We start from the raw sequence: 24,653 nt of genomic DNA on the forward strand, positions 1-24,653 counted from the left end.
TCTTCGCCACCATCGGGGTGACGGTCGCCCGATATTCACTCTTCCGCTGTTCAAACCTTTCTCACCGGCCAAAATGGGGTGGGCCGAACGGCCGATCTCGATGGCTGTCCGGAGCGTCCGCCCCGGGACGCTGAAATCGGACTCTCGGCAACTCGACGTAACCTGCCGTTCCGGTACCCTCGTCGCCGTGACGGACGGGAAAATGCCCCTGCGCGCCAAGGTCGCGACCTCCGTGTCGAAGACCGCGGCCGCGCTCTCCAGGGCTGCGGGACGCGGCGACGGCTCGGTCATCGGCGGCTGGATCGGCCTCAAGATCGATCCGGAGCTGCTGACCCACCTGGCCGCCGGCCGGGCGATCGCGCTCGTGTCCGGCACCAACGGCAAGACGACCACCACCCGGCTCGCGGCGGCCGCGCTCGGGGTGCTCGGCCCGGTGGCCACCAACTCCTTCGGCGCCAACATGCCCACCGGGCACACGTCGGCGCTGGCCAAGGCGGGCGCCACACCGTTCGCCGTGCTCGAGGTCGACGAGCACTACCTGGCCCGGGTGATCGACGAGACCAACCCGCGCGTGGTGGCGCTGCTCAACCTCTCGCGCGACCAGCTCGACCGGGCCAAAGAGGTCGCGATGATGGCGCAGATGTGGCGCACCGCGCTGGCCGGCCACCCCGACGTCTCGGTGGTGGCCAACGCCGACGACCCGATGGTGGTCTGGGCCGCGCAGGGCTCCTCGCACATCACCTGGTTCAGCGCCGGCCAGCGCTGGCTCGACGACTCCTTCGTCTGCCCCGAGAGCGGCCACCCGATCGAGCGCGCCAACGGCGACTGGTGGTGCACCGGTTGCCCGCTGCGCCGCCCGCAGGCGCAGTGGCGGGTCGAGGACGACGGCGTGGTCGACCCGCGCGGTGACTGGCACCTGGTGAAGCTGCAGCTGCCGGGCACGGTGAACATCGGCAACGCGGCGACCGCGCTGGCCGTGGCGGCCGAGTTCGGGGTCCGCCCGATCGAGGCGCTCCCCCGGCTCTCGACGGTGGCCTCGATCGCCGGGCGCTACGCCCAGGTCGACCGGGACGGCCGCAACATCCGCCTGCTGCTGGCCAAGAACCCGGCCAGCTGGCTCGAGGCGTTCGACATGGCCGAGCAGGCGCCCACGCTGCTCTCCATCAACGCGCGGGACCCCGACGGGTTCGACACCTCGTGGCTGTACGACGTCGACTTCTCGCCCCTGCACAACCGCCCGGTGCTGATCACCGGCGACCGGGCGTTCGACCTCGCCGTACGCCTCGAAGTGAACGGAATCCCGTTCCGGCACGTGTTGAGTTTCGAGGAGGCGATCCGGTCGGTCCCGATGGGGCGCCTCGAGGTGATCGCCAACTACACGGCGTTCCAGGACATCCGAGCGGAGTTGGACCGTGTCAACTGAGGCCCTACGCATCGTCTGGATCTTCCCGGACCTGCTGTCGACCTACGGCGACCGCGGCAACCTGCTGATCCTGGCCCGGCGCGCGGCGATGCGCGGCATCCCGGTCGAGACCTACTCCGTGCGCTCCGACCAGCCGATGCCTTCGACGGCCGACATCTATCTGATCGGCGGCGGCGAGGACGGCCCGCAGGCTCTGGCGGCTCAGCGCCTGATCAACGACGGCGGTCTGCACCGCGCGGTCAACCAGGGCGCAGCCGTGCTGGCCATCTGCGCGGGTTACCAGTTGTTCGGTCACTCGTTCTTCGCCAAGGGTGCCAAATGCCCCGGGCTGGGCCTGCTCGACCTGCACTCCGACCGGGGCGAGACCCGCGCGGTCGGCGAGATCCGCGGCGACATCGACCCCCGGCTGGGGCTGCCCCCGCTGAGCGGTTTCGAGAATCACGGCGGCCGCACCCACCTGGGTCCGGGCGTCGCCCCGCTCGCCCGGGTGACGGCCGGTATTGGCAATGACGGGCAGACCGAGGGAGCATGGCACGGGAAGATACTCGGCACGTACTCCCACGGGCCCGCTCTCGCTCGCAACCCAGCTATAGCCGATCTGCTACTGCGTTGGGCGACAGGCGCGGATAGTCTTTCCCCGGTCGACGACACCTGGCCCGACAAACTGCGAGCGGAACGACTCGCCGCCGCCGGCGCCTGATCCTGACCTGCATGATCCTGACCCGACGAGCATTGGGCGGTAACCCTGCATGACTGACATCCTGATCGCCCCGCGGGGCGCACAGCCCGCGCTGGACTCTCAGGTTCCTCAGCCTTCGCAGCAGCACTCCGCCACCTCGATGGGCTGGAAGCGGCGTCTGATCCGCTTCGGCATCCTCGGTCTGGTGGTGGCCACTGTGGCCGTCGCTGCCGCCGTCCTGCCGCTTCAGGACATCGCCGACCAGTTCGCCCGGCTGGGCCCCGCCGCCGCCGTCGTCATGGCCGTCGTGGGTGGCCTGCTCCTGTCCGTCCTGGTTCCCCGCACCGCCATCACGCTGGCCTGCGGTGCGGTGCTGGGTGCGGCCACGGGCGCCGCGACCGCCCTGGCGGCCGCGGTGATCGCGGCGGCTGCCACCTACTACGCCGGCCGCTGGGTCGGCCGGGGCGCTCTTTCGGCCCGTACGGGCGGCCGGCTCGAGCGTCTCGACGGCTGGCTCAACCGTCGCGGCCTGTCGGCGGTGCTGCTGGTCCGCTTCCTGCCGCTGGCCCCGTTCGGCCTGATCGGCTACGCCTACGGCACCACCAGCGTCTGCCGCAAGCGCTACCTGCTCGGCACCACGCTGGCCTCGATCCCGTCGGCCGTCTCGTACGCCGTGATCGGCGCCGCGGTGGTGCGCCCGGGCGAGATGAGCCCCCTGTCGCTGGCTCCGGCCCTGATCGGCTTCACCCTGACGACGTCGATCATCATCTGGTGGAAGCGCTCCGCCAAGAAGGCCGCCGCCACGGCCGCCCCCGCGACCGCCTGACCAACAGCCACAACGGGCAGCGCCCACGATCAGCATCAAAGCCGAACCCGCCGGTACTCCACCGGCGGGTTCTCGCTTGTCCCGGGCACGAGATTCCCGGCAGCACTCCACTCCCCGGCGGCTCACGACTTTCTGAGGTGCAACTCGTCCGGGGGCACGACCTCCCCGGGCTGCGACACGACTTTCCAGGGCTGCGACCGTCCGGGCGCACAACTTTCCTGGGCTGCAACGCGTCTGGGGGCGGCCTGCCGGGCCAACAGGCTGCGCCTCGGCCCAGACCGGTCCGCACGTAGCCCGTACGGAATGAGAAGCGCAAGGAAAAACCCGCCGTGACCAGCACGGCGGGTTTGCCTTCAAGGACCAGCACGGCGGGTTTGCCTTTGATGGCCGGCACGGCGGGTTTGCTCTTGCAGCAAGGAGCGGGTCAGACGACTACGCTCACCAGCCGCCCGCTCACGACGATGACCTTCTTCGGCGGACGCCCGGCCAGAGCCTCCACCACCGACGCCAGAGCCGCCTCGCGCACCTCCGCCTCGGCGGCGGTGGGTGACACCTCGACGCGCGCCTTGACCTTGCCGTTCACCTGCACCGGATAGGTGATCGACTCGGCCTTCAGCTGCTCCGGGTCGGCCACCGGGAACGGCGCGTAGGCCAGCGTGCCCGCGTGGCCCAGCTTGGCCCACAGCTCCTCGGCCAGGTGCGGCGCGAACGGCGACAGCATCAGCACCAGGGGCTCGACCGCCTCGCGGGACACCGTGGGCAGCGGGGTCAGCGTGTTGGTCAGCTCGATCAGCTTGGCGATGGCCGTGTTGAAGCGCAGCTCGTCCAGGTCCTCGCTGACGCCGGCGATGGTGCGGTGCAGGTGCTTGCGCACCGCCGGCTCCAGCGGCTCGTCGCTGACCCGGGGCGCCCCGGACTCCTCGTCGACCACCAGGCGCCACACGCGCTGCAGGAAGCGCTGCGACCCCACGACGGCGCGGGTCTCCCACGGGCGCGAGACGTCCAGTGGGCCCATCGCCATCTCGTACACCCGGAAGGTGTCGGCGCCGTACTGCTCGCACATCTCGTCGGGCGTGACGACGTTCTTCAGCGACTTGCCCATCTTGCCGTACTCGCGGATGACCTCGACGCCGTTGAACAGGTACTTGCCGTCGCGCTCGGTGACCTCCTCGGCGGGCACGATGACGCCGCGGGCGTCGCGGTACGCGTAGGCCTGGATGTAGCCCTGGTTGAACAGCTTACGGAACGGCTCGAACGACGAGACGTGGCCCAGGTCGTACAGCACCTTGTGCCAGAAGCGGGCGTACAGCAGGTGCAGCACCGCGTGCTCGACGCCGCCGACGTACAGGTCGACGCCGCCGCAGTCGCCGTCGCGCTGCGGGCCCATCCAGTAGGCCTCGTTGTCGGGATCGACCAGGGCCTTCTCGTTGTTCGGGTCCAGGTAGCGCAGCTCGTACCAGCAGGAGCCGGCCCACTGCGGCATGGTGTTGGTCTCGCGGGTGTACGACTTCAGGCCGTCACCCAGGTCCAGCTCGACGTTGACCCAGTCCTTCTTGCGCGACAGCGGGGTCTCGGGCTCGCTGTTCGCGTCGTCCGGGTCGAAGGTGCGCGGCGAGAAGTCGTCGACGTCGGGCAGCACGACCGGCAGCATCGAGTCGGGCAGCGCGACCGGCAGGCCGGTCTCGTCGTAGACGATCGGGAACGGCTCGCCCCAGTAGCGCTGCCGGCTGAACAGCCAGTCGCGCAGGCGGAACGTGGTCGCGCCGCGGCCGTGGCCGTGCTGCTCCAGCCAGGTGATCATGTCGGCCTTGGCCTCGACGACGCCCTTGCCGTCCAGCCAGTCGCTGTTGATCGCCACGCCGTCGCCGGTGTACGCGCCCTCGAAGTCCTCCGGGGCCTGCACCGTACGGATGATCGGCAGCTCGAAGACCTCGGCGAACGCCCAGTCCCGCTCGTCCTGGCCGGGCACCGCCATGATCGCGCCGGTGCCGTAGCCGGCCAGCACGTAGTCGGCGATGAAGACCGGGATGCTCGCGCCGTTGACCGGGTTGGTCGCGTACGCGCCGGTGAAGACGCCGGTCTTCTCCTTGCCCTCGGTGCGCTGCTCGTCGGTCTTGGCCGCGGCCTCGGCCCGGTACGCAGCGATCGCCTCGGCCGGGGAACCGTGCCCGCCGGTCCACTTGCCGTTCGTCGACGACGGCCACGCGGCCGGCGTGATCCGGTCGACCAGCTCGTGCTCGGGCGCCAGCACCATGTACGTCGCCCCGAACAGGGTGTCGGGCCGCGTGGTGAAGACGGTGATCTTGTCGTCGCCGACCGGGAAGTCGACGTGGGCGCCCCGCGATCGGCCGATCCAGTTGCGCTGCATCATCTTGACCGGCTCGGGCCAGTCCAGCGTGTCCAGGTCTTCGACCAGCCGGTCGCCGAACGCGGTGATCCGCATCATCCACTGCTTCAGGCTGCGCTGGAAGACCGGGAAGTTGCCGCGCTCGCTGCGTCCGTCGGGCGTGACCTCCTCGTTGGCCAGCACCGTGCCCAGGCCGGGGCACCAGTTGACCGGCGCCTCGCTGACGTAGGCCAGGCGGTGGTCGTCGATCAGCCGGCGGCGCTCGACGGGCGACAGCTCGGCCCAGCTCTTCCCGGGCGCCGGGCGGGTGCCCGCCTCGAACTCGCTGATCAGCGCCGAGATCGGCCGGGCCTTGCGCACCTGGGGGTCGTACCAGGAGTTGAAGACCTGCAGGAAGATCCACTGCGTCCACCGGTAGTAGTCCGGGTCGGTGGTCGAGAACGAGCGCCGGTCGTCGTAGGCCAGGCCCAGGCGGCGCAGCTGGTTCTTGTAGCGCTCGACGTTGGCCGCCGTGGTGACCGCCGGGTGGGTGCCGGTCTGCACCGCGTACTGCTCGGCGGGCAGGCCGAACGCGTCGAAGCCCATCGGGTGCAGCACGTTGAAGCCGGCCATCCGCTTGTAGCGGGTGTAACTGTCGGTGCCGATGTAGCCGAGCGGGTGACCCACGTGCAGGCCCGCACCCGACGGGTACGGGAACATGTCCTGGACGTGCAGCTTGGGCGCCCCGGCCCGCGGGTGCCCGGGGTCGGCCAGCTCACCGGCCGGGTTGGGCGCGTGGAAGGTTCCGTTCTCGGCCCAGTAGGCCTGCCAGCGCGGCTCGATCTCGTTGGCCAGCGCGGCGGTGTACCGGAACTTCGGGGTCTCTGACTCGCTCATCGTCGGCATCCGTCTTCTCGTCTATTGGTGGCTGGGCACAAAAAAACCCCTCACGCAGGAGGGGTCGCCGTGCTGGTCCGCTAGAGGCGGGAGCAGCACGGCCGGCTAAGAAGCAGGAAACGCCGAGCCATGGATTGCATGATACCGGTCGCCGCCCGAGAGCGGCGACCGGTATCTGAGCCAGCTCGCTACGCCGCCGGTCCGTAGACCGACAGTTCGGTGCTGTCCAAGAACACGCAGCCGCTGACGGTCGGCGGCTGGCCGGCCGGGCAGAGGCCCGCGTCCTGACCCTGCGTGGTCAGCATCGTGTAGCGGACGAACTGGATGCCGTCGCCCGTGCCCGCGGCCAGCGCGACCGGGGTGGGCGTGACGGTGCCGACCGGGAAGGTGCCGCTCGCGGCGACCGCCCACGTCGTGCCGTCGACCGAGGTCTCGACACGGTAGCCACCGGTCGAGGCGGTCTCGTCGTCACCACAGGTGGCCGACGGGTTGATCACCAGCTCGGACACGTCCACCGCGCCGGAGAGCCGGATCACGGCGTTCTGTCCCTCCGGGGCCACGTCGGAGCCCCAGCCCGCGATCTGCGACTGGTCGATCAACTGCGCCGGGCCACAGCCGAACGGCGTGTAGTCGGGCCCGGTGAAGCTGACGATCCCGGCGCCGCCCGAGGAGCCCGCCCAGTCCTTGCGGACCGACCAGTTCTCGGTCTTGGTGCCCGAGTTGATCGACAGGGTCTTCACGACGATGTCGTAGCCGGCGCCGCGCGCGAACACCTTGGCGTACGTGCCCGGGATGATCCCCGGGATCGAGTACGAGCCGTCGGCGGCCGTGGTGGCCCGGTAGTCACCGGCGAAGCCGGAGGCGTGCCCGCCGAAGGCGACGGTCAGACCGGCCACGGCAGCGCCGGTGTCCGAGTCGGTGGCCTTGCCCTTGAGGGTGCCCCGCGGCGTGTTGGCCGACGGCGGCATCGAGAAGTCCTCGACCGGCTGGGCGTCGTCGCCGTCGATGGCGGCGGCGAAGTAGCCCATGCCCCGCTTGGCGAAGACCTTCCAGATCGCCTTGGCGTTCTTGCCCTTGTCGACGACCCGGTCGGCGGCGAGGATCGAGTTGCGCATGTCCAGGAAGGACGGGTTGGACGGGGAGAGCTCCATGCCGCGCGTCACGATCGACTGCGCGGTCTTGCTGCCGACCGCCTGCCGCAGGTCCCACAGGGTCTGCGCCCAGATCTCACCGTCGGCGTGCACCTCGGGGCCACCGCCGTAGATCTTGCCGTAGTCGCCGTAGGTGAAACCGCCGGCGCCCGCGCCCGGGGTTCCCGCGCAGTTGGCCGCCGTCGAGCCGACGGGGCAGTCCAGAGCCTCGTAGCGGATCGTGCCGCCCGCGGTCCAGTACTTGCCGATCAGCACCTCGCCCGCCTTGGCGGTGTCCTTCTCGAGGCCCTTGGCCACCAGGTAGTCCCAGGCGTAGAAGTCGCTCCACGCCTCACCCATCGCGCCGCCCTGCTGGCCGCTGAGGGTCGAGTTGCCGTCGGCGTCGACCACCAGGCGGTTGGACAGACCGTGGGTGTACTCGTGGAACACCACGTCGGCCTCGTCGCCGGTGTTGGCGGCGACCGAGGCGGGGCCCGGACTCAGCAGGTACATCTGCATGACCGGCGGGATGCCGTCGGGCGGGGTGTTCATGTTGGCGTTGTCGACGTGGTTCGGGTCGGGCAGGCCGTCCGCGGTGTTCGCGCCGTCCATGGCCTGGCCCTGCACGGCGTCGCCGTCACGCGCCTCGAAGTTGCCGGCGGCCCGGGTGAAGCCGATCGGGCCGGCCTTCAGGTGGTCGTGGAAGGTGCCCAGCAACGCGAACAGCTGCACCGCGTTCTGCTTGCGGTTGGTCTGCCACGAGTTGGGCGTCTCCGGGTCCCACGAGCAGGGGTACGCGTCGGAGCAGAGGCCACCGACCTCGTCGTTGAAGTCGACGAAGGGGTAGTTCCACTTGCGGACGCCGGAGGGACCGACCTCTTCGGACGCGTCGGGCAGGTCGTTGTCGTTCACGTCGGACCAGACGTGGGCGACGTTGCCGCTCAGCACGCGCGCGTTGTTCGGCAGCCAGCCCTTGCCGGTGATGTCGACCGGCTTCTGCTTCCCCCCGCGGGCGGCGCCCGGGTAGTTCTCCCACACGTCGGCGGTGTCATTGGCAACCGTGCTCTTGCGGTAGAGCACCTCGCCGCTGGCCGCGTCGATCACGTGGACGTAGCCCTCGTCGACGACGATCGTCTGCCAGGCCAGGCGCGGGCCCGACGCGGTCTGGAACCAGACCTTCTTGGCGTTGCCGTTGTCGGCGAACACGGTCTTGGCGCCCTCGGTGCCGGTGACCTTGGCCGCGGACGTGCCGAACACGTCCTTGACCGCGGCGGCGCGGGCGGCCGAGGCGGACAGCTTCGCGGCGCCGGCGGCGGCGGGGAGCGACTTCAGCGGCGCCCCGTCGACCTGCACCAGACGGCCGTCCTTGGCCACGTGCGCCTTCAGGCCGTTGCCGAAGACGGGCACTCCGTCGGCCACCTGCACCCAGCTGAGGTGGTGGGTGCCCTCGATGTCGACGTAGTCCTGACGCAGCTCGAGGCTGGCCAGGTCAGCGGCGTCGAGGCCGAAGACCTCGGGATGGGCCCGGATGTAGTCGAGCGCGATCTTCGCCGGCTTCTTCTTGCTCGGCCCGGTGAGGAAGCCGTCGAGCTTCGCCACCCGGCGCGGGGTGCCGGTCGCCCGGTCGATGTCGACGATGCCCTGGACGCCCAGGGAGTCACGCAGAGTGTTCACCGCGGAGCCGGAGGGTGCCGGAACGGCGGCACGGCTCAGGGCGGCGGTCGGTGCGGCGGCCGCGGCAGCGGCCAGGTTCTGGCGGGAGTCGTAATCGGCTCGCCGCTGCGACTTGCTGTCGGTCGCCCCCGAAACAGCCCCGGGCAGCGGCGCGGCCTGTGCCTGCGCCGGCAGCAGCGATGCCAGCAGGATGACACCCGCGGCTGCCGCCCCCAACCGCCGGGTCGCGGACGGTACGGATAACGGTCTCAATTCAGCCCCTCTCGACCGGGCCTCACTGGTGAGACCCGTCGATGGCTGACTCTGGTTGCTGATCGGCAAATATAACTAGAGCGATGTCTGATTCTTTACCTATCCGATACACCTGTCCGGTTGACGGTTGTCGAATCAGCCCGGCGGCCGACCTCGGCGAGTTGCTGTGATCGGGCTAACCTGTGGTGACGGGGCGGAGCGCTCAGCCTTTTCGGTGATCTTTCGCCCCCGCGCCCCAGGATGGGCGCGCATACATACCTGGAGGAGGCCCGTGACAACCCCGACCTGGGACGAGCCCGGTGGACCGATGCCGAGCGACGAGTTCCGAGCCGCGACGTCGGCCATCATGACCAACATCGAACAGGTCATCGAGGGCAAGGGCGCAACGGTCCGGCTCGCGCTGGCGGTTCTGCTGGCCGAGGGCCACCTGCTCATCGAGGACGTGCCCGGTGTGGGCAAGACCAAGCTGGCCAAGGCGCTGGCCCGGTCCATCGACTGCTCCGTGCGCCGCATCCAGTTCACGCCCGACCTGCTGCCCAGCGACGTGACCGGCGTCAGCGTCTACAACCAGGAACAGCGCGACTTCGAGTTCCGGCCGGGCGCGGTCTTCGCGAACCTGGTGGTCGGCGACGAGATCAACCGCGCGTCGCCCAAGACCCAGTCCGCCCTGCTCGAGTGCATGGAGGAGCGGCAGGTCACCGTCGACGGCACGACCTACGAGCTCCAGGCGCCGTTCATGGTGATCGCGACGCAGAACCCGATCGAGATGGAGGGCACGTACCCGCTGCCCGAGGCCCAGCGCGACCGGTTCACCGCCCGCATCGCCATGGGCTACCCCGACCCACGGGCCGAGCTGGCCATGCTCGACGGGCACGACGCGCACGACCCGCTGAACGATCTGCGCGCCGTCACCGACGCCGCACAGGTGCGCCGGCTGATCGCCACCGCGCGTGACGTGCACGCGGCCGAGGCCGTCCAGCAGTACGCGATCGCGCTGGTCACCGCCACCCGCGAGGCGCCGGAGCTCCGGCTCGGCGCGTCCCCGCGGTCGACGCTCCAGCTGATCCGCACCGCGAAGGCGGTGGCGGCGCTCGAGGGCCGCGACTACGTGCTGCCCGACGACCTGCAGGCGCTGGCCGTGCCGGTGCTCGCGCACCGCATCATCCCCACCGCCGACGCGCAGCTCAACCGGCGCACGACCGACGCGATCGTCTCCGAGATCGTGCACCGCCTGCCGCTGCCGCACGACCGCAGCCGCTCGCCGTACGACACCCGGAACAACAGCGGCGGTCCCACCAACCAGTACGAGCCTCGGGGGCGCTGAACATGCGGGAGGCCCTGCGCGGCCTGACCACGCGCGGCCGCTCCTTCCTGGCCGCGGCGGCCGCGGCCGGCATCTCCGCGATCATCCTCGGCGAACGTGACCTGCTGCGGGTGGCGATCCTGCTGGCCGCGCTGCCGTTGCTGGCCGCCGCGTACGTGGGCCGCAGCCGGTACAAGCTGGCCTGCACCCGTTCGCTCGACCCGGGCCGGGCTCCGGTCGGCTCGAGCGCGCGGGTGATCCTGCGCCTGCAGAACATGTCCCGCCTGCCCACCGGCACGCTGCTGCTGGAAGATCGGCTGCCGTACGCGCTGGGCAGCCGCCCCCGGGTGGTGCTGGAACGGCTCGGCGCCCACCAGGCGAGCAGCGTGGCCTACACGGTGCGAGCCGACGTGCGGGGCCGCTACCCGATCGGCCCGCTGGTTATCCGGCTGACCGACCCGTTCGGTCTGTGCGAGCTGACCCGCTCGTTCCCGAGCGTCGACCGGCTCACCGTCATCCCCCAGGTGGTCACGCTTCCGGCCGTCCGGCTGGCCGGCGAGTACGCGGGCACCGGCGACAGCCGCGCCCGGTCGGTCGCCGTGCACGGCGAGGACGACGCCGCCACCCGCGAGTACCGGCGCGGCGACGACCTGCGCCGGGTGCACTGGCGCTCGACGGCCCGCACCGGCGAGCTGATGGTGCGCCGCGAGGAGCAGCCCTGGGAGAGCCGGGCCACCGTGGTGCTCGACACCCGGGTCTACGCCCACCGCGGCGAGGGGCCGACGGCCAGCTTCGAGTGGGCCGTCTCGGCCACCGCCAGCATCGCCATGCACCTGCGGCAGGCCGGCTACAAGCTGCGGCTGGTCACCGGCTCGGGCATCGACATCGACGCCGCCGAGGTCACCGGCGAGGGCATCATCCTCGACAGCCTCGCCGACGTGAAGCTCGCCCAGAACGGCGACATCTCGACGCTGGTCGAACAGGTCCGCCGCCGCTCCGACGGGGGCCTGGTGATCGGCATCTTCGGCGCCCTGACCGTGCCCGAGGCCGAGCTGCTGTCCCAGCTGCGCGGCAACGGCGCGACCTGCATCGGCTTCGCGATCGACAGCTCGACCTGGGTCAACCTGGCCCCCGGCGAGCGGCAGGAAGCCGACCGTGAGCATTCCGCGGCGGCGCTCGCCCTGGTGCACAGCGGCTGGCGCTCGGTGCCGGTCGTGCACGGGTCGACGCTGCCCGCGCTGTGGCCGGCGGCGGCGCGGGGCTCCAGTGGCTTCGCGTGGCGCGCGGCCATGGCCGAGACAGTGAGTGGAGTGAACCGATGAGCGGCCGGCGCCGTCTCGGGCTCGTCGCGGCGGGGGCCACCCTGCTCGCGGCGGCGCCCATCTCGTCGATCTTCGACAGCTACACGTGGCTCATGCAGTGCCTGCTGACGGTGGGCCTGATCGCCGGCGCCGCGGTCGGCGCCCGGACGCTGCGCTTCCCGGCCTGGGCCCAGGCGCTCAGCATGATCGTGGTGCTGCTGTTCACGCTGACCTGGCTGTTCGGAAGCGGTGAAGAGTTCCTCATCCCGACGCCGTCCACGTTCAGCCACTTCGCCGAGCTGTTCACCCAGGCTGGGCAGGACACCCGCTCGTACGGCGTGCCCGTGCCCGACCGCGACGGCCTGCTGTTCGTCACGGTGCTCGGCATCGGGTCGGTGGCGATCGCGGTCGACCTGCTGACCGTCGTGGCGCGCAAGCCGGCCCTGGCCGGTCTGCCGATGCTGGCGATCTACTCGGTGCCGGTCGCCGTCTACGTCAACAGCGTCCCGGTGCTGCCGTTCATCGTCGGCGCCGCCGGCTTCCTGTGGCTGCTGGTCAGCGACAACATCGACCGGGTACGCCGGTTCGGCCGCCGCTTCACCGGCGACGGGCGCGACGTCGACGTGTGGGAACCCTCCCCGCTCGCCTCGGCCGGGCGCCGCCTGGGCGCCGTCGGCGTGGTCGCGGCCGTGCTGCTGCCGCTGCTGGTGCCGACGATCAGCGGCGGGCTGCTCTCCCAGCTCACCCAGAACGGCGCCGGCGTGGGCGTGGGCACGGGCAACGGCAGCGGTGGGCGGATCAACCTCTTCGCCTCGCTCAGCGGTCAGCTGAGCCAGACCGAGGTGGTCGAGCTGGTGCGGCTCAAGACCGACGAGAGCACGCCCTACTACCTGCGCTTCGGCGTCGCCGACCAGCTCACCGACAACGGCTTCGGCAGCACCACCCCGACCGGCGAGAACATCGCACAGGGCCTGCCCGACCCGCGCACCGGCACCGCGGGCGGGTCGTTCGCCGAGCACCGGGCCGAGGTTCAGGTCAGCGACAAGCTGCAGCAGGGCATGCTGCCGGTCTACCAGAACACGGTGGGGCTCGACGGGCTTCAGAACGGCTGGTACTTCGACGACAACCAGCAGGTCGTCTACTCGAACCGGCGGTCGACCAAGGAGCTGACCTACAACTTCGAGTACGTGCGGGCCCGCTACACACCGGCGCTGCTGCGCCAGGCCGAAGAGCTGAACCCGGACGACCCGATCGTCCGGCGCAACACCAGCCACCCCGACGACGCGGCCGTCGCGGCGCTGGTCAAGCAGCTCACCGCGGGCAAGCAGACCGAGTACGACAAGGTGCGGGCGCTCTACGAGCACTTCTCGACCAGGAACGGCTTCACCTACCGGCTGTCGACGCAGCCCATCGCCAACAGCTCCGAGATCGCGTCGTTCCTCGAGACCAAGGTCGGTTACTGCCAGCAGTACGCGGCGGCGCTGGCCTGGATGGCGCGGGAGGCCGGCATTCCGGCGCGGGTGGCGTTCGGCTTCACCCGGGGCGAGAAGGACGGTGACACGTACGTCATCACCAACCGCAACGCCCACGCGTGGACCGAGGTCTACCTGAAGGGCTTCGGCTGGATCCCGTTCGACGCCACCCCGGCCGCGAACGTGCCCGGCGCGGCCCGGTCCGACTTCGCGCCCGACGTCGACCTGCCGGTGCCGTCCAGCACGGCGTCGGAGTCGGCGGCAGTGCCCGACGCCGACCCGTCGGCGGCCGCGGGCGGCGTGGAGCGGCCCGACCGTCCCGACTTCAGCGACCAGAGCGCATCCGGTTCGTCCGGATCGAACGCGGGTGTCCTTTCGAGCACCGCGCTCGTGGTCATCGGCCTGGCCGCGCTGCTCCTCGCGCTGCTGCTGGTGCCGGCCCTGCGAAGGGTGCTGACGCGGCGGCATCGGCACGCGGTCACCGTGCCCCGGCAGCCGAAGGTCACCTCTCTGGAGGGCCCGGCCGACATCGTGGTGACGGCCGAGACCGTGAAGGCCCGGGCCGACGCGCACGCCGCCTGGGACGAGCTGATGGACACCATGGTCGACTTCCGGATCCCGATCGACCCGACCGAGACGCCCCGGGTCACGGCCCAGCGGCTGGTCACCGACGCGGTGCTGCTCGAAGAGCCGGCCGCGGCGGCGACCCTGCTCGGCACGGCGGAAGAGAGGGCACGGTACGCCCGCAAGCCGCTCGAGGGCGGCGAGCTGACGGTGGCCCTCAACCGGGTGCGCAAGGGACTGGCCCGGTCGGCCAACCGGCGGACGCGGATCGTGGCGGTCCTGATGCCACCGTCGGTGCTGATGCGCTGGCGGCTGGGCCTGGCCGAGGCGTCGGCCAGGCTGGTCACCGCCAGTGGCCGGGTGCGCGACGTCCTCGCCAAGGCCAGCCCGCGCCGGCTGCTGCCGCATCGCGGTCGCTGAAACCTGCGGTTCCCCGATGCCGCTCCCTCCTCGCGAGGGGGCGGCATCGCTGCTTCGGGGGCGCGGTCAGACTTCGCGTATGTCGTGGGCCATGCGGCGGGAGGCGGCAAGAACCTCGTAGGCGCGGGCGATAACGGCGTCCCGGCGGCTGACCGGGCTTGTCCGGGGGTGCGCCGTCGCGCCGGACGGGCCGCGGCGGTGACCGCTCAGGGCGGCGAAGGTGCCGGTGTCGGCCAGCACCTGGGCGACGGCCGGGCTGGGGTGCAGCAGGCGCAGGGTGCGGCCCTGCACACGGGCGTCTTCTTCGCAGTTGACCAGGGCGTTCACGACGGCGGCGTCGATGAACGTGACCCCGGCGACGTCCAGCGCGACCGCACGGTGCCCATCGGCGAACGTCGCCTCGACGAACCCGATCAGGGTGTTGCGATTGTCGCGGTCGAAGGCGCCGCGGGCGGACAGCAGCGCGTCACTGCGGTTGGAGTTGGTCAGGGCGATGGTGCCCTGCGGTGTCGGCGTTTCCTCGGCGTCCATGCCATCCCCTGCCCGGCGAGCTGGCCTGCTTCCACCGTTCATCGTTACCCGGATCGGCCGAAGGGACTACACGCGAAGCGAATTTGGCACGTGAGGAAAACCCGACACACGAAAAAGCCCGATGGCGGCCTGAGGCCGCCATCGAAGAGCTTGTGCAGGTGCCGCGGCTGGGGTTGCTGCGTCCCCGGTCAGCCGCGGGCCTGTTTGTCGGTCAGCGGTGACCTTCGGGCCGCTGGCGCCAGCGGTCCTCGAGGCGGTCGAGGAAGCCTGACTTGCGGGTCTGGCGGGTGCGGCGCGTGGCGGTGCCACCGACGGCCTGCAGGTCGGGAGCCGAACCCTTACGGCGCGACTGCATGGCGAACGCGGCGGCGCCCAGCATGACAACGAAGCCCGCTACGCCCAGCGGCGTCGTGCGGCTCACCGTGCCATAGACGACCAGCGCTAGGCCGAGAACGATGACGAACGCGGCGACGAGGAGCCGGCGTCGCGCGTGAAAACGCGGGTCGCTGGCCCGCACAGCCGAGGCGAACTTGGGGTCCTCGGCAAGCGACCGCTCGATCTGATCGAACAGCCGCTGCTCGTGCTCCGAGAGCGGCACGGCATTCCTCCCCGGGCGCAAATCCAACCCCCCAGGCGGGGTCGGGGTAACACTAAGGTAAGTGGCGCGGGACAGCCGTCGGCTGCCTTACCGAGCAAGTCTACGAGGGGCTTGGCGGGTCGGAAAGCGGGACGACCGTCGAGTGCGGGTGATTTTCGGTTCTGCGCAGGTCGCTTCGTCCCAAAAGACTGGCCGGAGAGAGCCCGGCCGGGCCGAAACGGGCGACGACAGCGTCGCGCGCGGCCTCCGCCTCGCGCCAGCCACGTTCCGGCTCACCCAGGCTGAGCTGCCGCGATGTGGTTGCGGCGGGCGTGAGCCCCTCGACCCGCACCCCGACGAGGCGAATATGTTCGCGGGCGCCGAGCGCGGTGAACATCGACCAGGAAATCTCAAATATCTCGCGGGCAACATCGGTGCTCGTGTGCACCGTGCGCGACCGGTTGACCGTCCGGAAGTCGGCCAGACGCACTTTGATCGCCACCGTCCGGCCGACGACGCCGGCCGCGCGCAGCCGGGCGCCGACCTTGTCGGCCAGGGCGAGCAGGCTCTTGCGGATCACCGCCGGGTCGGCGACGTCGGTGTCGTACGTCATCTCGGCGCCGATCGATTTCTCTTCCCGTTCCGGGCTGACCCCGCGCGGATCGCGCCCCCAGGCCAGCTCGTGCAGGTGGACGGCGGACGCTTCGCCGAGGGCGCCGCGCAGCATGCCGACGGGCGCGTGCGCGATCTCGCCGACGGTCGTCAGGCCGAGGCGGCGCAGGGTCTCGGCGGCCCGCTCGCCGACGCCCCACAGCGCGTCGACCGGCAGCGGGTGCAGGAACTCGAGCACCAGCGCGCCCGGCACGACGATCAACCCGTCGGGCTTGGCCCGGGTGGAGCCCAGCTTGGCCACGAACTTGGTCGGGGCGACGCCGACCGAGCAGGTGAGCCGCTGCTCGTCCTGCATGCGCCGCCGGATCAGCCCGGCGATCTCGGTGGGGCTGCCCAGCAGGCGCCGGGCGCCTGCCACATCGAGGAACGCCTCGTCGGACGAGAGCGGTTCGACCAGCGGTGTCACGTCGCGGAAGATCGCCATGACGGCCCGGGACGCCTCGCCGATGGCCGGCCCGTCGACCGGCAGAAAGACCCCCCGCGGGCAGAGCGCTCGCGCGCGGGCGGTGGGCATGGCGCTGCGCACCCCGAACCGGCGGGCCTCGTAGCTGGCCGAGCTGACCACCCCGCGCGGCCCCACGCCACCGACGATGACCGGCCGGCCGCGCAGCTCGGGCTGCGAACGCACCGCGACGGAGGCGAAGAACGCGTCCATGTCGACGTGCAGAATCGTGCAGCCCGCGTCATCGGCGCCCGGGCCGAAGCGCGGGTCGCGCCCCTTCGGCACCGCCTGGCTGCGTCCCACGTCAGGAGGCTAGCCCGACCCCCCGACAAAAACGGATCGCCACCGCTGAGCGCGTGTTCAGCGGGCGATGAGCAGGGGGATCTCCATTTCGGCGGCGGTGACTGAGGCGTGGTAGGCGATCAGGCGGCCGACCGTCGGCGGCTCCCAGCCGCCGGCCAGGGCGATCGTGCGGCCCTGGCAGATCACGGCGATGTCGCCGATGCGGTCGCGGTGGTCGGCGGGCACGGGGCCGAACCAGCCGGCGTCGATGGCTTCGTCGCGAGTGAGGACCCACGCCGCGTTGCCGAAGACGCCGCGCCAGGTGGCCAGCACGTCGTTCAGGGCGCCGGGGGCGGTGTAGAGGTAGCGGACGCGAGGCTCTCCGGCGACGCCGATCACCCCGTTGCGCAATTCCGGAATGTCAGCCATGTCGAAACGTGCGTCAGCCGGCACGTTGAGCTGGCCGTGATCGGCCACCACCAGCAGGGCGGATCGCGGTGGCAGGCCGTGCACCAGCCGGTCGAGCAGCGCCTCGACGCCGCGGGCGGCCTCCCTCCAGCGGGGTGAGTCGACGCCGTCGCCGTGACCGTAGTGGTCGAGATCGGCGTGGTAGCCGTAGACGAGGGCCGGGCCGGTCGCGGCGGCCAGGGCCGCGAGCATGCGGGCGGCCAGGGCGTCGTTCGCGGGCGCGTACGCGGCGCCGCGATAGGCGGAGACCGTCAGCCCGCTGCCCTCGAACTCCGGCTTGCTCACCACGGTCACCTCGAACCCGGCCGCTGCCGCGAGCTCGAACCGGGTCGGCACCGGCTGCCACTGGGCCGGGTCGGGATCGTGCTTCCACTGGATGTGATTGAGCACCCGTCCGTCCGGGCGCTTCGTGGTGAAACCGAGGATGCCGTGCGCGCCCGGCGGCACACCCGTGCCGAGCGTGACCAGGCTGACCGGGGTGGTCGACGGGAAGCCGGCCGTCAACGTGCGTCCCCGCCCGGCCATCTCGGCCAGGACCGGGGCGTACGGGGTGATGATCGGCAGTTGATGGACCCCGAGCCCGTCGACGAGCAGCACCGCGATGCGCTCGATGCCGTCGAGCTCACCCCGCAGACCCAGCACGTCGTGCGCACCGGGCACACCGAGCACCGCTGACACGCTGGGCAGCACGTCGGCGAGACTGCCCGACCCGTACGCGGGCCGCACCGGCTCCAACGCCGACGGCGGCAGATGATCGGCCGGCACGACCAACGGCTCAGCGGTCACGACGCCCACCCGCCGCACGCGCCTGGGCGGCGGCCGGCGCGGGACGTCCCGGGGCGAGGCGAGGCGGTCACGGCTTGCGGGCGAAGAGGTGCAGCTGGGAGGCGATGTCGCGGAACGGCGGGCGGGCGGACAGCTCGAGTTCGAGGTCGAGCAGCGCCTGCGGGTCCTCCTCGACGACGGCTGCCGGCAGCAGGTCGGCCAGGACGCGTACGCCATGGGTCTGTTCGATCGTCAGGCCGGCCGTGGTGAGCAGGGCCGTGGCGCTCTCGGCGTCGTACCGGCGGCGCAGCGTGTCACGCGCCCCGGCGCGGCCCTCGGGGTCGGCCGCGACGGCGCCGGCCGCCCGCAGGTGGCCGTTGATCGCCCGGCCCAGGATGGCCGCCGCCCGGCCCGCCACCAGCACGCTGACCGCGCCGCCGGGCCGCAGCGCCCCGGCCATGGCGGCCACCACGCCGGCTGGGTCGTCGACGACCTCGAGCACCGCGTGGCAGAGGATCAGGTCGACGCTGCCCGGGGCGACCAGCCCGGCCAGCGCGTCGCCGTCGCCCTGCACCGCGCGGATCCGGTCGGCGACCCCGGCATCGGCCGCCCGGCGGGTCAGCGCGGCCAGCGCGTCGGGGCTGGCGTCGACGACGGTGACGGTGTGTCCCGCCTCGGCCAGCGGAACGGCGAAGCCGCCGGTGCCGCCGCCGACGTCCAGCACGGTCAGCTCACGGTCGGCGTGCCGTTCCAGCTCGCGGCGCAGCACCGCCCAGACGGCGGCGGTGCGGGCGGAGACGAGCGGGCGCGCTGTCCGCGTCGATGCGTTGTCCACACGGGCAGAGTAACGGCAGCCGGGTGCGGGTTTCAGAACCGGAACAGGTCCCCGGTGGCGCGGCGCATCTCGCAGGTGTTGCCGAAGCGGTGCGTCCAGCTGACCTCGCGGCCCCGCCAGGCGCCGCTCAGCGTGGCGGTGACCGGCTTGTAGAGCAGGATGCAGGCCGTGGTCGTGCGCTTGATCCGGCTCGGGTCGCCGCCGGCCTGATCGAGGGTGGCGCAGGCCTGCACCGCGCGGGGGTGGCCGCCGCCGGGCGGGTCACAGGTGAGCTTGACCGCCATCGCGAAGCCGGCGTCGGCCATGTAGCTGACGGTGAGGTTGTCGGAGGTGGGGCGGGGTGGGAAGCCGTAGGTGGGCGGCGGGTCGGGCACGGGTCCGATCAGCGCGGCGGCCAGAAGAAGCGGAAGCATGCCACTAAAGGTACAAAATAGGGCGAAGCCACTGTTCAGCGGAAGTCCCGAGATGCGGGCGACACCGGCGGGGTGAGCGCCTCGAGCCGGTCCGCGACCAGGTTGAGCACGCCCTCGGCACTCTCGAGCCGGCCGCGCACGATCAGCGCCGAACTGGTGCGGGCCACCCGCCGGTAGCGCTGCCACAACCCCGGGGAGCAGGTCACGTTCAGCATCCCGGTCTCGTCCTCCAGGTTCACGAAGGTCACCCCGCCCGCGGTCGCCGGGCGCTGCCGGTGGGTGACGATCCCGCCCACCCGGATGCGGGTGCCGGCCTCGACCCGGCCCAGCTTCGAGATCGGCAGGGCGCCGGCCCGGTCGAGCTCGGCCCGCAGGAACTGGGCCGGGTGCGTCTCGGGCGACAATCCGGTGGCCCAGACGTCGGCGACCAGCTCGTCGACCGCGCTCATGCCGGGCAGCATCGGCGCGTCGGTGCCGGTCACCGTGCCGGGCAGGCGGTCGGGCCGGTCCTGCGCGGCCGCGCCGGCGGCCCACAGGGCCTCGCGCCGGGTGAGGCCGAACCCGGCGAAGGCGTCGGCCGTGGCCAGGGCCTCGAGGTGGGTCGTGGAGCATCCCGTACGCCGGGAAAGGTCGGTCATGCTGCGGTACGGCCCGTTCGCGCGGCGCTCCTGCTCGATGCGTTCGGCCAGCTCCTCGCCGAGCGTGCGAATACTGGCCAGACCCTGCCGGACGGCCGGGCCACCCAGGCCCCAGGCGTGCGGCGGCTCGTTCTTGAGGGCGCCCCAGCGAGTCTTCGGCGTCGACTCGAGAGTGGCCTTGGCGTCGCTGCGATTGATGTCGGGCCGGCGCACCTCGACCCCGTGCCGGCGGGCGTCGTCGACCAGCGACTGCGGCGAATAGAAACCCATCGGCTGGGCGTTCAGCAACGCCGCGCAGAAGGCCGCCGGGTGATACCGCTTGAGCCACGCGCTGGCGTACACCAGATAGGCGAAGCTCATCGAATGGCTCTCCGGAAAACCGTAGTTGGCGAAGGCGGAGAGTTTCAGGAACAGGTCGTCGGCGAGCTCACCGGTGATCCCGTTCCCGGCCATCCCCTCGTACAGCCGCCTCTTGATTTTCTCCATCTTCTCGACCGACCTCTTCGAGCCCATCGCCCGCCGCAACTGGTCGGCCTCGGCCGGGTCGAAGCCGGCCACGTCGATCGCCAGTTGCATGAGTTGCTCCTGGAAGAGCGGCACACCGAGCGTTTTCTCGAGCGCATTGCGCATCAATGGATGCGGATAGGTGACCTCCTCCAGACCGTTCTTGCGCCGGATGAACGGGTGGACCGAACCGCCCTGGATCGGGCCCGGACGGATCAGCGCGACCTCCACCACCAGGTCGTAGAACACTCGCGGTTTGAGCCGGGGCAGGGTCGCCATCTGGGCGCGGCTCTCGACCTGGAAGACGCCCACCGAGTCGGCCCGGCAGAGCATCTCGTAGACCTCCGCATCGGTCAGGTCCATGGTGGAGATGTCGAGGTCGGAATCAATCATTTCGTACGCGTATCGCAGCGCGGAAAGCATGCCGAGCCCCAGCAGGTCGAACTTGACCAGCTCGATCACCGCGCAATCGTCCTTGTCCCACTGCAACACCGTGCGGCCCGGCATGCGCCCCCATTCCACCGGGCACACCTCGATGATCGGGCGGTCGCAGATCACCATGCCGCCCGAGTGGATGCCCAGGTGGCGGGGGAAGTCCTGCACCTGGTTGGCGAACTCGACGACCTGGGCCGGGATGTCCTCGACGTCGACCGTGGCCACGCTCCCCCACCGGTCGATCTGCTTGCTCCAGGCGTCCTGCTGGCCCGGCGAGAACCCGAACGCCTTGGCCATGTCGCGCACCGCCGACCGCGGCCGGTACGAGATGACGTTCGCGACCTGGGCCGTGTGCTCGCGGCCGTACTTGCGGTAGACGTACTGGATGACCTCCTCACGCCGGTCCGACTCGATGTCGACGTCGATGTCGGGTGGGCCGTCCCGCTCCGGCGCGAGGAACCGCTCGAAGAGCAGGTTGTTCGCCACCGCGTCCACATTGGTGATGCGCAGCGCGTAGCAGACCGCGGAGTTGGCGGCGCTGCCCCGGCCCTGGGCGTAGATCTTCTGCTCGCGGCAGAAGCGGACGATGTCGTACACGACCAGGAAGTAGCCGGGGAAGCCGAGCTCGTCGATCATCCTCAGCTCGTACTCGATCTGCTCGTAGGCCCGGGGATGCGCCTGGGGCGGGCCGTACCGGTCGCGGGCGCCGCGCAGGGTGAGCTCGCGCAGCCAGGTCATCTCGGTGTGCCCCTCTTCGGGGATCTGAAAGTCGGGCAGCCGCGGCGCGATCAGGTCGATGTCGAACGCGAGGCCCTCACCGAACATCGCGGCGTTGTCCACCGCCCCCGGATAGGCCGCGAACCGGCGGGCCATCTCGTCGCCGCTGCGCAGGTGGGCGGTGCCGGCCGCGGGCAGCCAGCCGTCGATCTCGTCGAGGCTGCGGCGCGAACGGACCGCGGCCAGGGCGGTGGCCAGCCGGCGGCGCGCCGGGGTCGCGTAGTGCACGTTGTTGGTGGCCACGACCTCCAGGCCGCGGCTGCCGGCCAGGGCGAAGAGGGCGTCGTTGCGGTCGTCGTCGTACGGGTCGCCGTGCGAGGTCAGCTCGACCGCCACGTTCGGACGGCCGAACAGGGCGACCAGGCGGTCGAGTTCGGCCGCCGCGTCGTCGACGCCCCCGGTCGCCAGCGCCGACGGGACCGGCCCCTTCCGGCAGCCGGTGAGGATCAGCACGTGGTCGCGCAGCGTTTCGGCGATGTCCTCCAGATCCCCGTACTCGGGCTTGCCCTTCTCGCCGCCGGCCAGCTGCCCGCGCGACAGAACAGCGGCCAGGCGGGCGTACCCCTCGTGGCCGTGGGCGAGGGCGAGCAGGTGGCGGCCCTCGGGGTCGGCCTCGCCGTTCTGCGGCTTGCTCAGGTCGAGCGACAACTCGGCCCCGAAGATCGTGGGCAGGCCGAGTTCGCGGGCGGCCTGCGAGAACCGCACCACGCCGTAGAAACCGTCGTGGTCGGTGACGGCGAGCCCGTTCAGACCCAGGCGGGCGGCCTCCTCGGCCAGCTCCTCGGGGTGGCTGGCGCCGTCGAGAAAGCTGAAATTCGTGTGGCAGTGCAGTTCGGCGTACGGGGTGACCCGCTCCCGGCGCACCAGAGCGGGCGCCTCGTACGGTTGCCGCTTGCGCGACCAGGCCGGCGAATCGCCCCCGTCCCCGTCGACGGCGAGCGGGTCGACGACGGGGTGCAGGCGCCGCTCTTCCCGGCCCCCGCCGGAGAGCGTCTTCTCCAGCTCCGACCAGGACATCTTCGGGTTATGGAAGCCCACAGCTCCGCCTAGTCATAGATCGCCTCCACGGCCCAGTGACCGGCGGCCAGACTCAGCAGCAGGGCACGGCCGTCCGCCAGAACCACCTGGAAGCGGGCCCGCCGCCGCGACTCGTCCGGGGCCCACCAGCGTTCCTCCACCGGCCACGGTCCGGCCCACCCGGCGATGGCGACCGGGTGAGCGCGCTCGACGACCAGGGCGGCCGGGGCGCCGGTGAGTTCCAGGCGGGCGCTGACTCCCACGAGGTCGCCCTTGTCGTCGAGCACCACCGCCGGCAGCGGCCGGGTGGGCACCAGGGCGGGCGCGGGCTTGGGCAGCCGGCCGGGCCACGGCGGCAGCACAGGAGGCTTGGCCGCCCGCTTGCGACGACGGCCGTCGGCATGTTCCTGCTCCTCCGCCCCGGTGATCGCGAGCGTGGGCTCGGTGTGAGCGGCCAGCACCGGATGGGTCCGGACGCCGGGCACCGGATCGGAGTGGGGCGCGGCGGGGCGGTGGGGGTCACGTTCGTCGCCCCACGGAACCAGGCGGATCTGGTCGTCGGCGTTGCGCCCGCCGCTGAACACGGGCGTGACCACCGAGTCGGGGCCGAGCAGGCCCTGCACGCGGCTGAAGGCCCGATGTGCCCGCTCGCGGTCGGCCCCGGCGTCACCCCAGAGACCCGGCTGGAGTCCGAGGTGGACCAGCACGCCGTCCGGGACCAGGCGCAACCGCACCAGGCCGGCGGTCGGGCGGGCGGGGGCGCCGCGGCGGGCGCCGGTGAGCCAGCCGTCCAGCTGCCAGCGAACCCGTTCGGCGATCGCGGCCGCGGTCAGCATGCCGTCGTGGCGCCAGACGCGGTGCAGCTCCTGGCCGTTCGCGGTGACCGCCTCGATGCCCAGGCGGGTGCAGGCCAGCCCGTGCGCGGCCAGCTTGTCGTGCAGCCGCTCGGCCAGCGCCCGGCCGGCGAACGCGGCCACGTCCACCCGTTCCAGCGGCTCGTCGTAGGTCTCGGCGACCTCCAGGTCGGGCGGCGGCCGGCGCACCGCGAGCGGCCGATGGTCGAAACCGGCCGCGAGCCGGTGCGCGAGCGCCCCGTCGAAACCGAACCGGGTCAGCACGTCCCCCGCCGGCAGCGCCGCGAACTCGCCCAGCGTCTTGAGGCCGAGCCGCTTGAGCAGGTCGGTCAGCTCGGGCCGCTCGATGGCCTCGACGGGCTGCCCCCGCAGGAAGCCGGGCGTCCCGCCGGGCGGGATCACCTGCCCGCCACGGGCCGCGAGCCCCGCCGCGAACACCCCTTCGGCGATGCCGACCTGGCTCTCCACTTCACACGCCTGAGCGACCTGCTCGACTATCCGCTCGGCCGCGGCCTCCTCCCCGCCGAAATACCGGGACGGCCCGCGCGCCGAGAGCGCCAGCGCCCCCGGCCGGATCACCTCGACCCCGACCGCCACCTCCTCGACGGCGGCGACAACGGCTTCGAAGGCCCGCGCGTCCCGCCCCGGATCATGCTCGACGGCGACAACCTGCGGGCATCGGCTCTGCGCCTCCCTCCTGCGCAGACCCCTTCGTACGCCCTCCCGCCGAGCCGCCTCCGAACAGGCGATCACCCGGTTCCCGAGCAACACGATGACCGGCTGCGCGGCCGGCGTGCCCAACACGATCTCCGCCGCGACCACCGGCCAGTCCGGGCACCAGACCACCATGGTCCGCCCACCCACACTCTCCGCCCCCACCTCACATCACCGCCGGCCGATTCCCCCGGCGCTCGGCCTTTTCGGCCTTCTCCACCGGAAACGCCAGCACCCGCCCACCATCCACATCAGACGCGACCGCCGAACCCGTGCCCGGCCGCACCGGCTCGTCCGTTGCCGTCCCCGCAGACAGCGGCAGCTGCGAAACAGCCCCTGCCGAAACGGAGGCCGGTCGCCGACGATCCGCGCTGGCCGCTGGGGACAACGGCCGTTGCGACACAGAGCCCGACCGCTGACGATCCATACCTGCCGCCGGAGACAACGGCCGCTGCGAAACAG

At 71.6% G+C, this 24,653-nt stretch carries 16 protein-coding genes; 6 read left to right on the plus strand and 10 right to left on the minus strand.

The window, feature by feature from the left end; genetic code table 11:
- Window positions 1-202: 202 nt before the first annotated feature.
- From LXN57_RS28480 to LXN57_RS28490, 3 genes are read left to right on the plus strand one after another with little or no spacing between them, the layout of a single operon-like run.
- Entirely contained in the window at window positions 203-1,423 is a 1,221-nt protein-coding gene (locus tag LXN57_RS28480) for a Mur ligase family protein (protein WP_251801407.1), read from the plus strand.
- A complete protein-coding gene (locus LXN57_RS28485; RefSeq protein ID WP_221376124.1) occupies window positions 1,413-2,123 on the plus strand; it encodes a type 1 glutamine amidotransferase in 711 nt (236 codons plus the stop codon). The genes LXN57_RS28480 and LXN57_RS28485 overlap by 11 nt, the downstream gene beginning before the upstream one ends.
- 49 nt (window positions 2,124-2,172) lie before the next feature.
- Window positions 2,173-2,928, plus strand: a complete 756-nt coding sequence (locus LXN57_RS28490; RefSeq protein ID WP_251801296.1) for a TVP38/TMEM64 family protein — start codon at window positions 2,173-2,175, stop codon at window positions 2,926-2,928.
- Between the two features lie 424 nt (window positions 2,929-3,352).
- Here the strand turns inward: LXN57_RS28490 and leuS are convergent, their stop codons facing one another.
- Window positions 3,353-6,160, minus strand: coding sequence for a leucine--tRNA ligase (gene leuS / locus LXN57_RS28495; protein WP_251801297.1), 2,808 nt, complete (start codon window positions 6,158-6,160; stop codon window positions 3,353-3,355).
- Window positions 6,161-6,339: 179 nt separating this feature from the next.
- Complete coding sequence (locus tag LXN57_RS28500; RefSeq protein ID WP_251801298.1) at window positions 6,340-9,207, minus strand: M36 family metallopeptidase; 2,868 nt, start codon at window positions 9,205-9,207, stop codon at window positions 6,340-6,342.
- 271 nt (window positions 9,208-9,478) lie between these two features.
- Here LXN57_RS28500 and LXN57_RS28505 point away from each other — a divergent pair, with 271 nt between their 5' ends.
- Genes LXN57_RS28505 through LXN57_RS28515 form a run of 3 tightly spaced genes read left to right on the plus strand, consistent with a single transcriptional unit; the run spans window position 9,479 to window position 14,267 of the window.
- Window positions 9,479-10,531, plus strand: a complete 1,053-nt coding sequence (locus LXN57_RS28505; protein WP_221376128.1) for an AAA family ATPase — start codon at window positions 9,479-9,481, stop codon at window positions 10,529-10,531.
- A 2-nt stretch (window positions 10,532-10,533) separates the two neighbouring features.
- Complete coding sequence (locus LXN57_RS28510; RefSeq protein WP_251801299.1) at window positions 10,534-11,832, plus strand: DUF58 domain-containing protein; 1,299 nt, start codon at window positions 10,534-10,536, stop codon at window positions 11,830-11,832.
- Window positions 11,829-14,267 carry a transglutaminase TgpA family protein gene (locus LXN57_RS28515; RefSeq protein ID WP_251801300.1) on the plus strand — a complete coding sequence of 813 codons (2,439 nt, stop codon included), beginning with the start codon at window positions 11,829-11,831 and terminating at the stop codon, window positions 14,265-14,267. The genes LXN57_RS28510 and LXN57_RS28515 overlap by 4 nt, the downstream gene beginning before the upstream one ends.
- Window positions 14,268-14,333: 66 nt before the next feature.
- Here the strand turns inward: LXN57_RS28515 and LXN57_RS28520 are convergent, their stop codons facing one another.
- From LXN57_RS28520 to LXN57_RS28555, 8 genes are all read right to left on the minus strand, one after another.
- Window positions 14,334-14,798: an STAS domain-containing protein gene (locus tag LXN57_RS28520; protein WP_251801301.1), complete on the minus strand. Its 465-nt coding sequence runs from the start codon at window positions 14,796-14,798 to the stop codon at window positions 14,334-14,336.
- Window positions 14,799-15,009: 211 nt separating this feature from the next.
- On the minus strand, window positions 15,010-15,396 hold the full coding sequence (locus LXN57_RS28525; protein ID WP_221376132.1) for an SCO2097 family morphological protein: 387 nt from the start codon (window positions 15,394-15,396) through the stop codon (window positions 15,010-15,012).
- 100 nt (window positions 15,397-15,496) lie between these two features.
- Window positions 15,497-16,792: a DNA polymerase IV gene (dinB, locus tag LXN57_RS28530; protein ID WP_251801302.1), complete on the minus strand. Its 1,296-nt coding sequence runs from the start codon at window positions 16,790-16,792 to the stop codon at window positions 15,497-15,499.
- A gap of 57 nt (window positions 16,793-16,849) precedes the next feature.
- On the minus strand, window positions 16,850-18,025 hold the full coding sequence (locus LXN57_RS28535; RefSeq protein ID WP_251801303.1) for an alkaline phosphatase family protein: 1,176 nt from the start codon (window positions 18,023-18,025) through the stop codon (window positions 16,850-16,852).
- 67 nt (window positions 18,026-18,092) lie between these two features.
- Window positions 18,093-18,839 (minus strand): methyltransferase domain-containing protein, encoded by a 747-nt coding sequence (locus tag LXN57_RS28540; protein ID WP_221376134.1) that lies wholly within the window; start codon window positions 18,837-18,839, stop codon window positions 18,093-18,095.
- A gap of 32 nt (window positions 18,840-18,871) precedes the next feature.
- Window positions 18,872-19,252 carry an SSI family serine proteinase inhibitor gene (locus LXN57_RS28545; RefSeq protein WP_251801304.1) on the minus strand — a complete coding sequence of 127 codons (381 nt, stop codon included), beginning with the start codon at window positions 19,250-19,252 and terminating at the stop codon, window positions 18,872-18,874.
- A 35-nt stretch (window positions 19,253-19,287) separates the two neighbouring features.
- Window positions 19,288-22,644 carry an error-prone DNA polymerase gene (locus LXN57_RS28550; RefSeq protein ID WP_251801305.1) on the minus strand — a complete coding sequence of 1,119 codons (3,357 nt, stop codon included), beginning with the start codon at window positions 22,642-22,644 and terminating at the stop codon, window positions 19,288-19,290.
- An 8-nt stretch (window positions 22,645-22,652) separates the two neighbouring features.
- Window positions 22,653-24,326, minus strand: a complete 1,674-nt coding sequence (locus LXN57_RS28555; protein ID WP_251801408.1) for a DNA polymerase Y family protein — start codon at window positions 24,324-24,326, stop codon at window positions 22,653-22,655.
- Window positions 24,327-24,653 lie beyond the last annotated feature (327 nt).

The sequence above is a fragment of the Paractinoplanes hotanensis genome (genome assembly GCF_023717965.1).
Taxonomy (GTDB): Bacteria; Actinomycetota; Actinomycetes; order Mycobacteriales; family Micromonosporaceae; genus Actinoplanes; species Actinoplanes polyasparticus.

Bases quoted from the DNA above. Each gene is read 5' to 3' on its own strand.
- LXN57_RS28480 (WP_251801407.1), top strand. From the start codon at position 203: ATGCCCCTGCGCGCCAAGGTCGCGACCTCCGTGTCGAAGACCGCGGCC.
- LXN57_RS28490 (WP_251801296.1), top strand. From the start codon at position 2,173: ATGACTGACATCCTGATCGCCCCGCGGGGCGCACAGCCCGCGCTGGAC.
- LXN57_RS28555 (WP_251801408.1), bottom strand. From the start codon at position 24,326: ATGGTGGTCTGGTGCCCGGACTGGCCGGTGGTCGCGGCGGAGATCGTG.
- LXN57_RS28520 (WP_251801301.1), bottom strand. From the start codon at position 14,798: ATGGACGCCGAGGAAACGCCGACACCGCAGGGCACCATCGCCCTGACC.
- LXN57_RS28545 (WP_251801304.1), bottom strand. From the start codon at position 19,252: ATGCTTCCGCTTCTTCTGGCCGCCGCGCTGATCGGACCCGTGCCCGAC.
- LXN57_RS28510 (WP_251801299.1), top strand. From the start codon at position 10,534: ATGCGGGAGGCCCTGCGCGGCCTGACCACGCGCGGCCGCTCCTTCCTG.
- leuS (WP_251801297.1), bottom strand. From the start codon at position 6,160: ATGCCGACGATGAGCGAGTCAGAGACCCCGAAGTTCCGGTACACCGCC.
- LXN57_RS28515 (WP_251801300.1), top strand. From the start codon at position 11,829: ATGAGCGGCCGGCGCCGTCTCGGGCTCGTCGCGGCGGGGGCCACCCTG.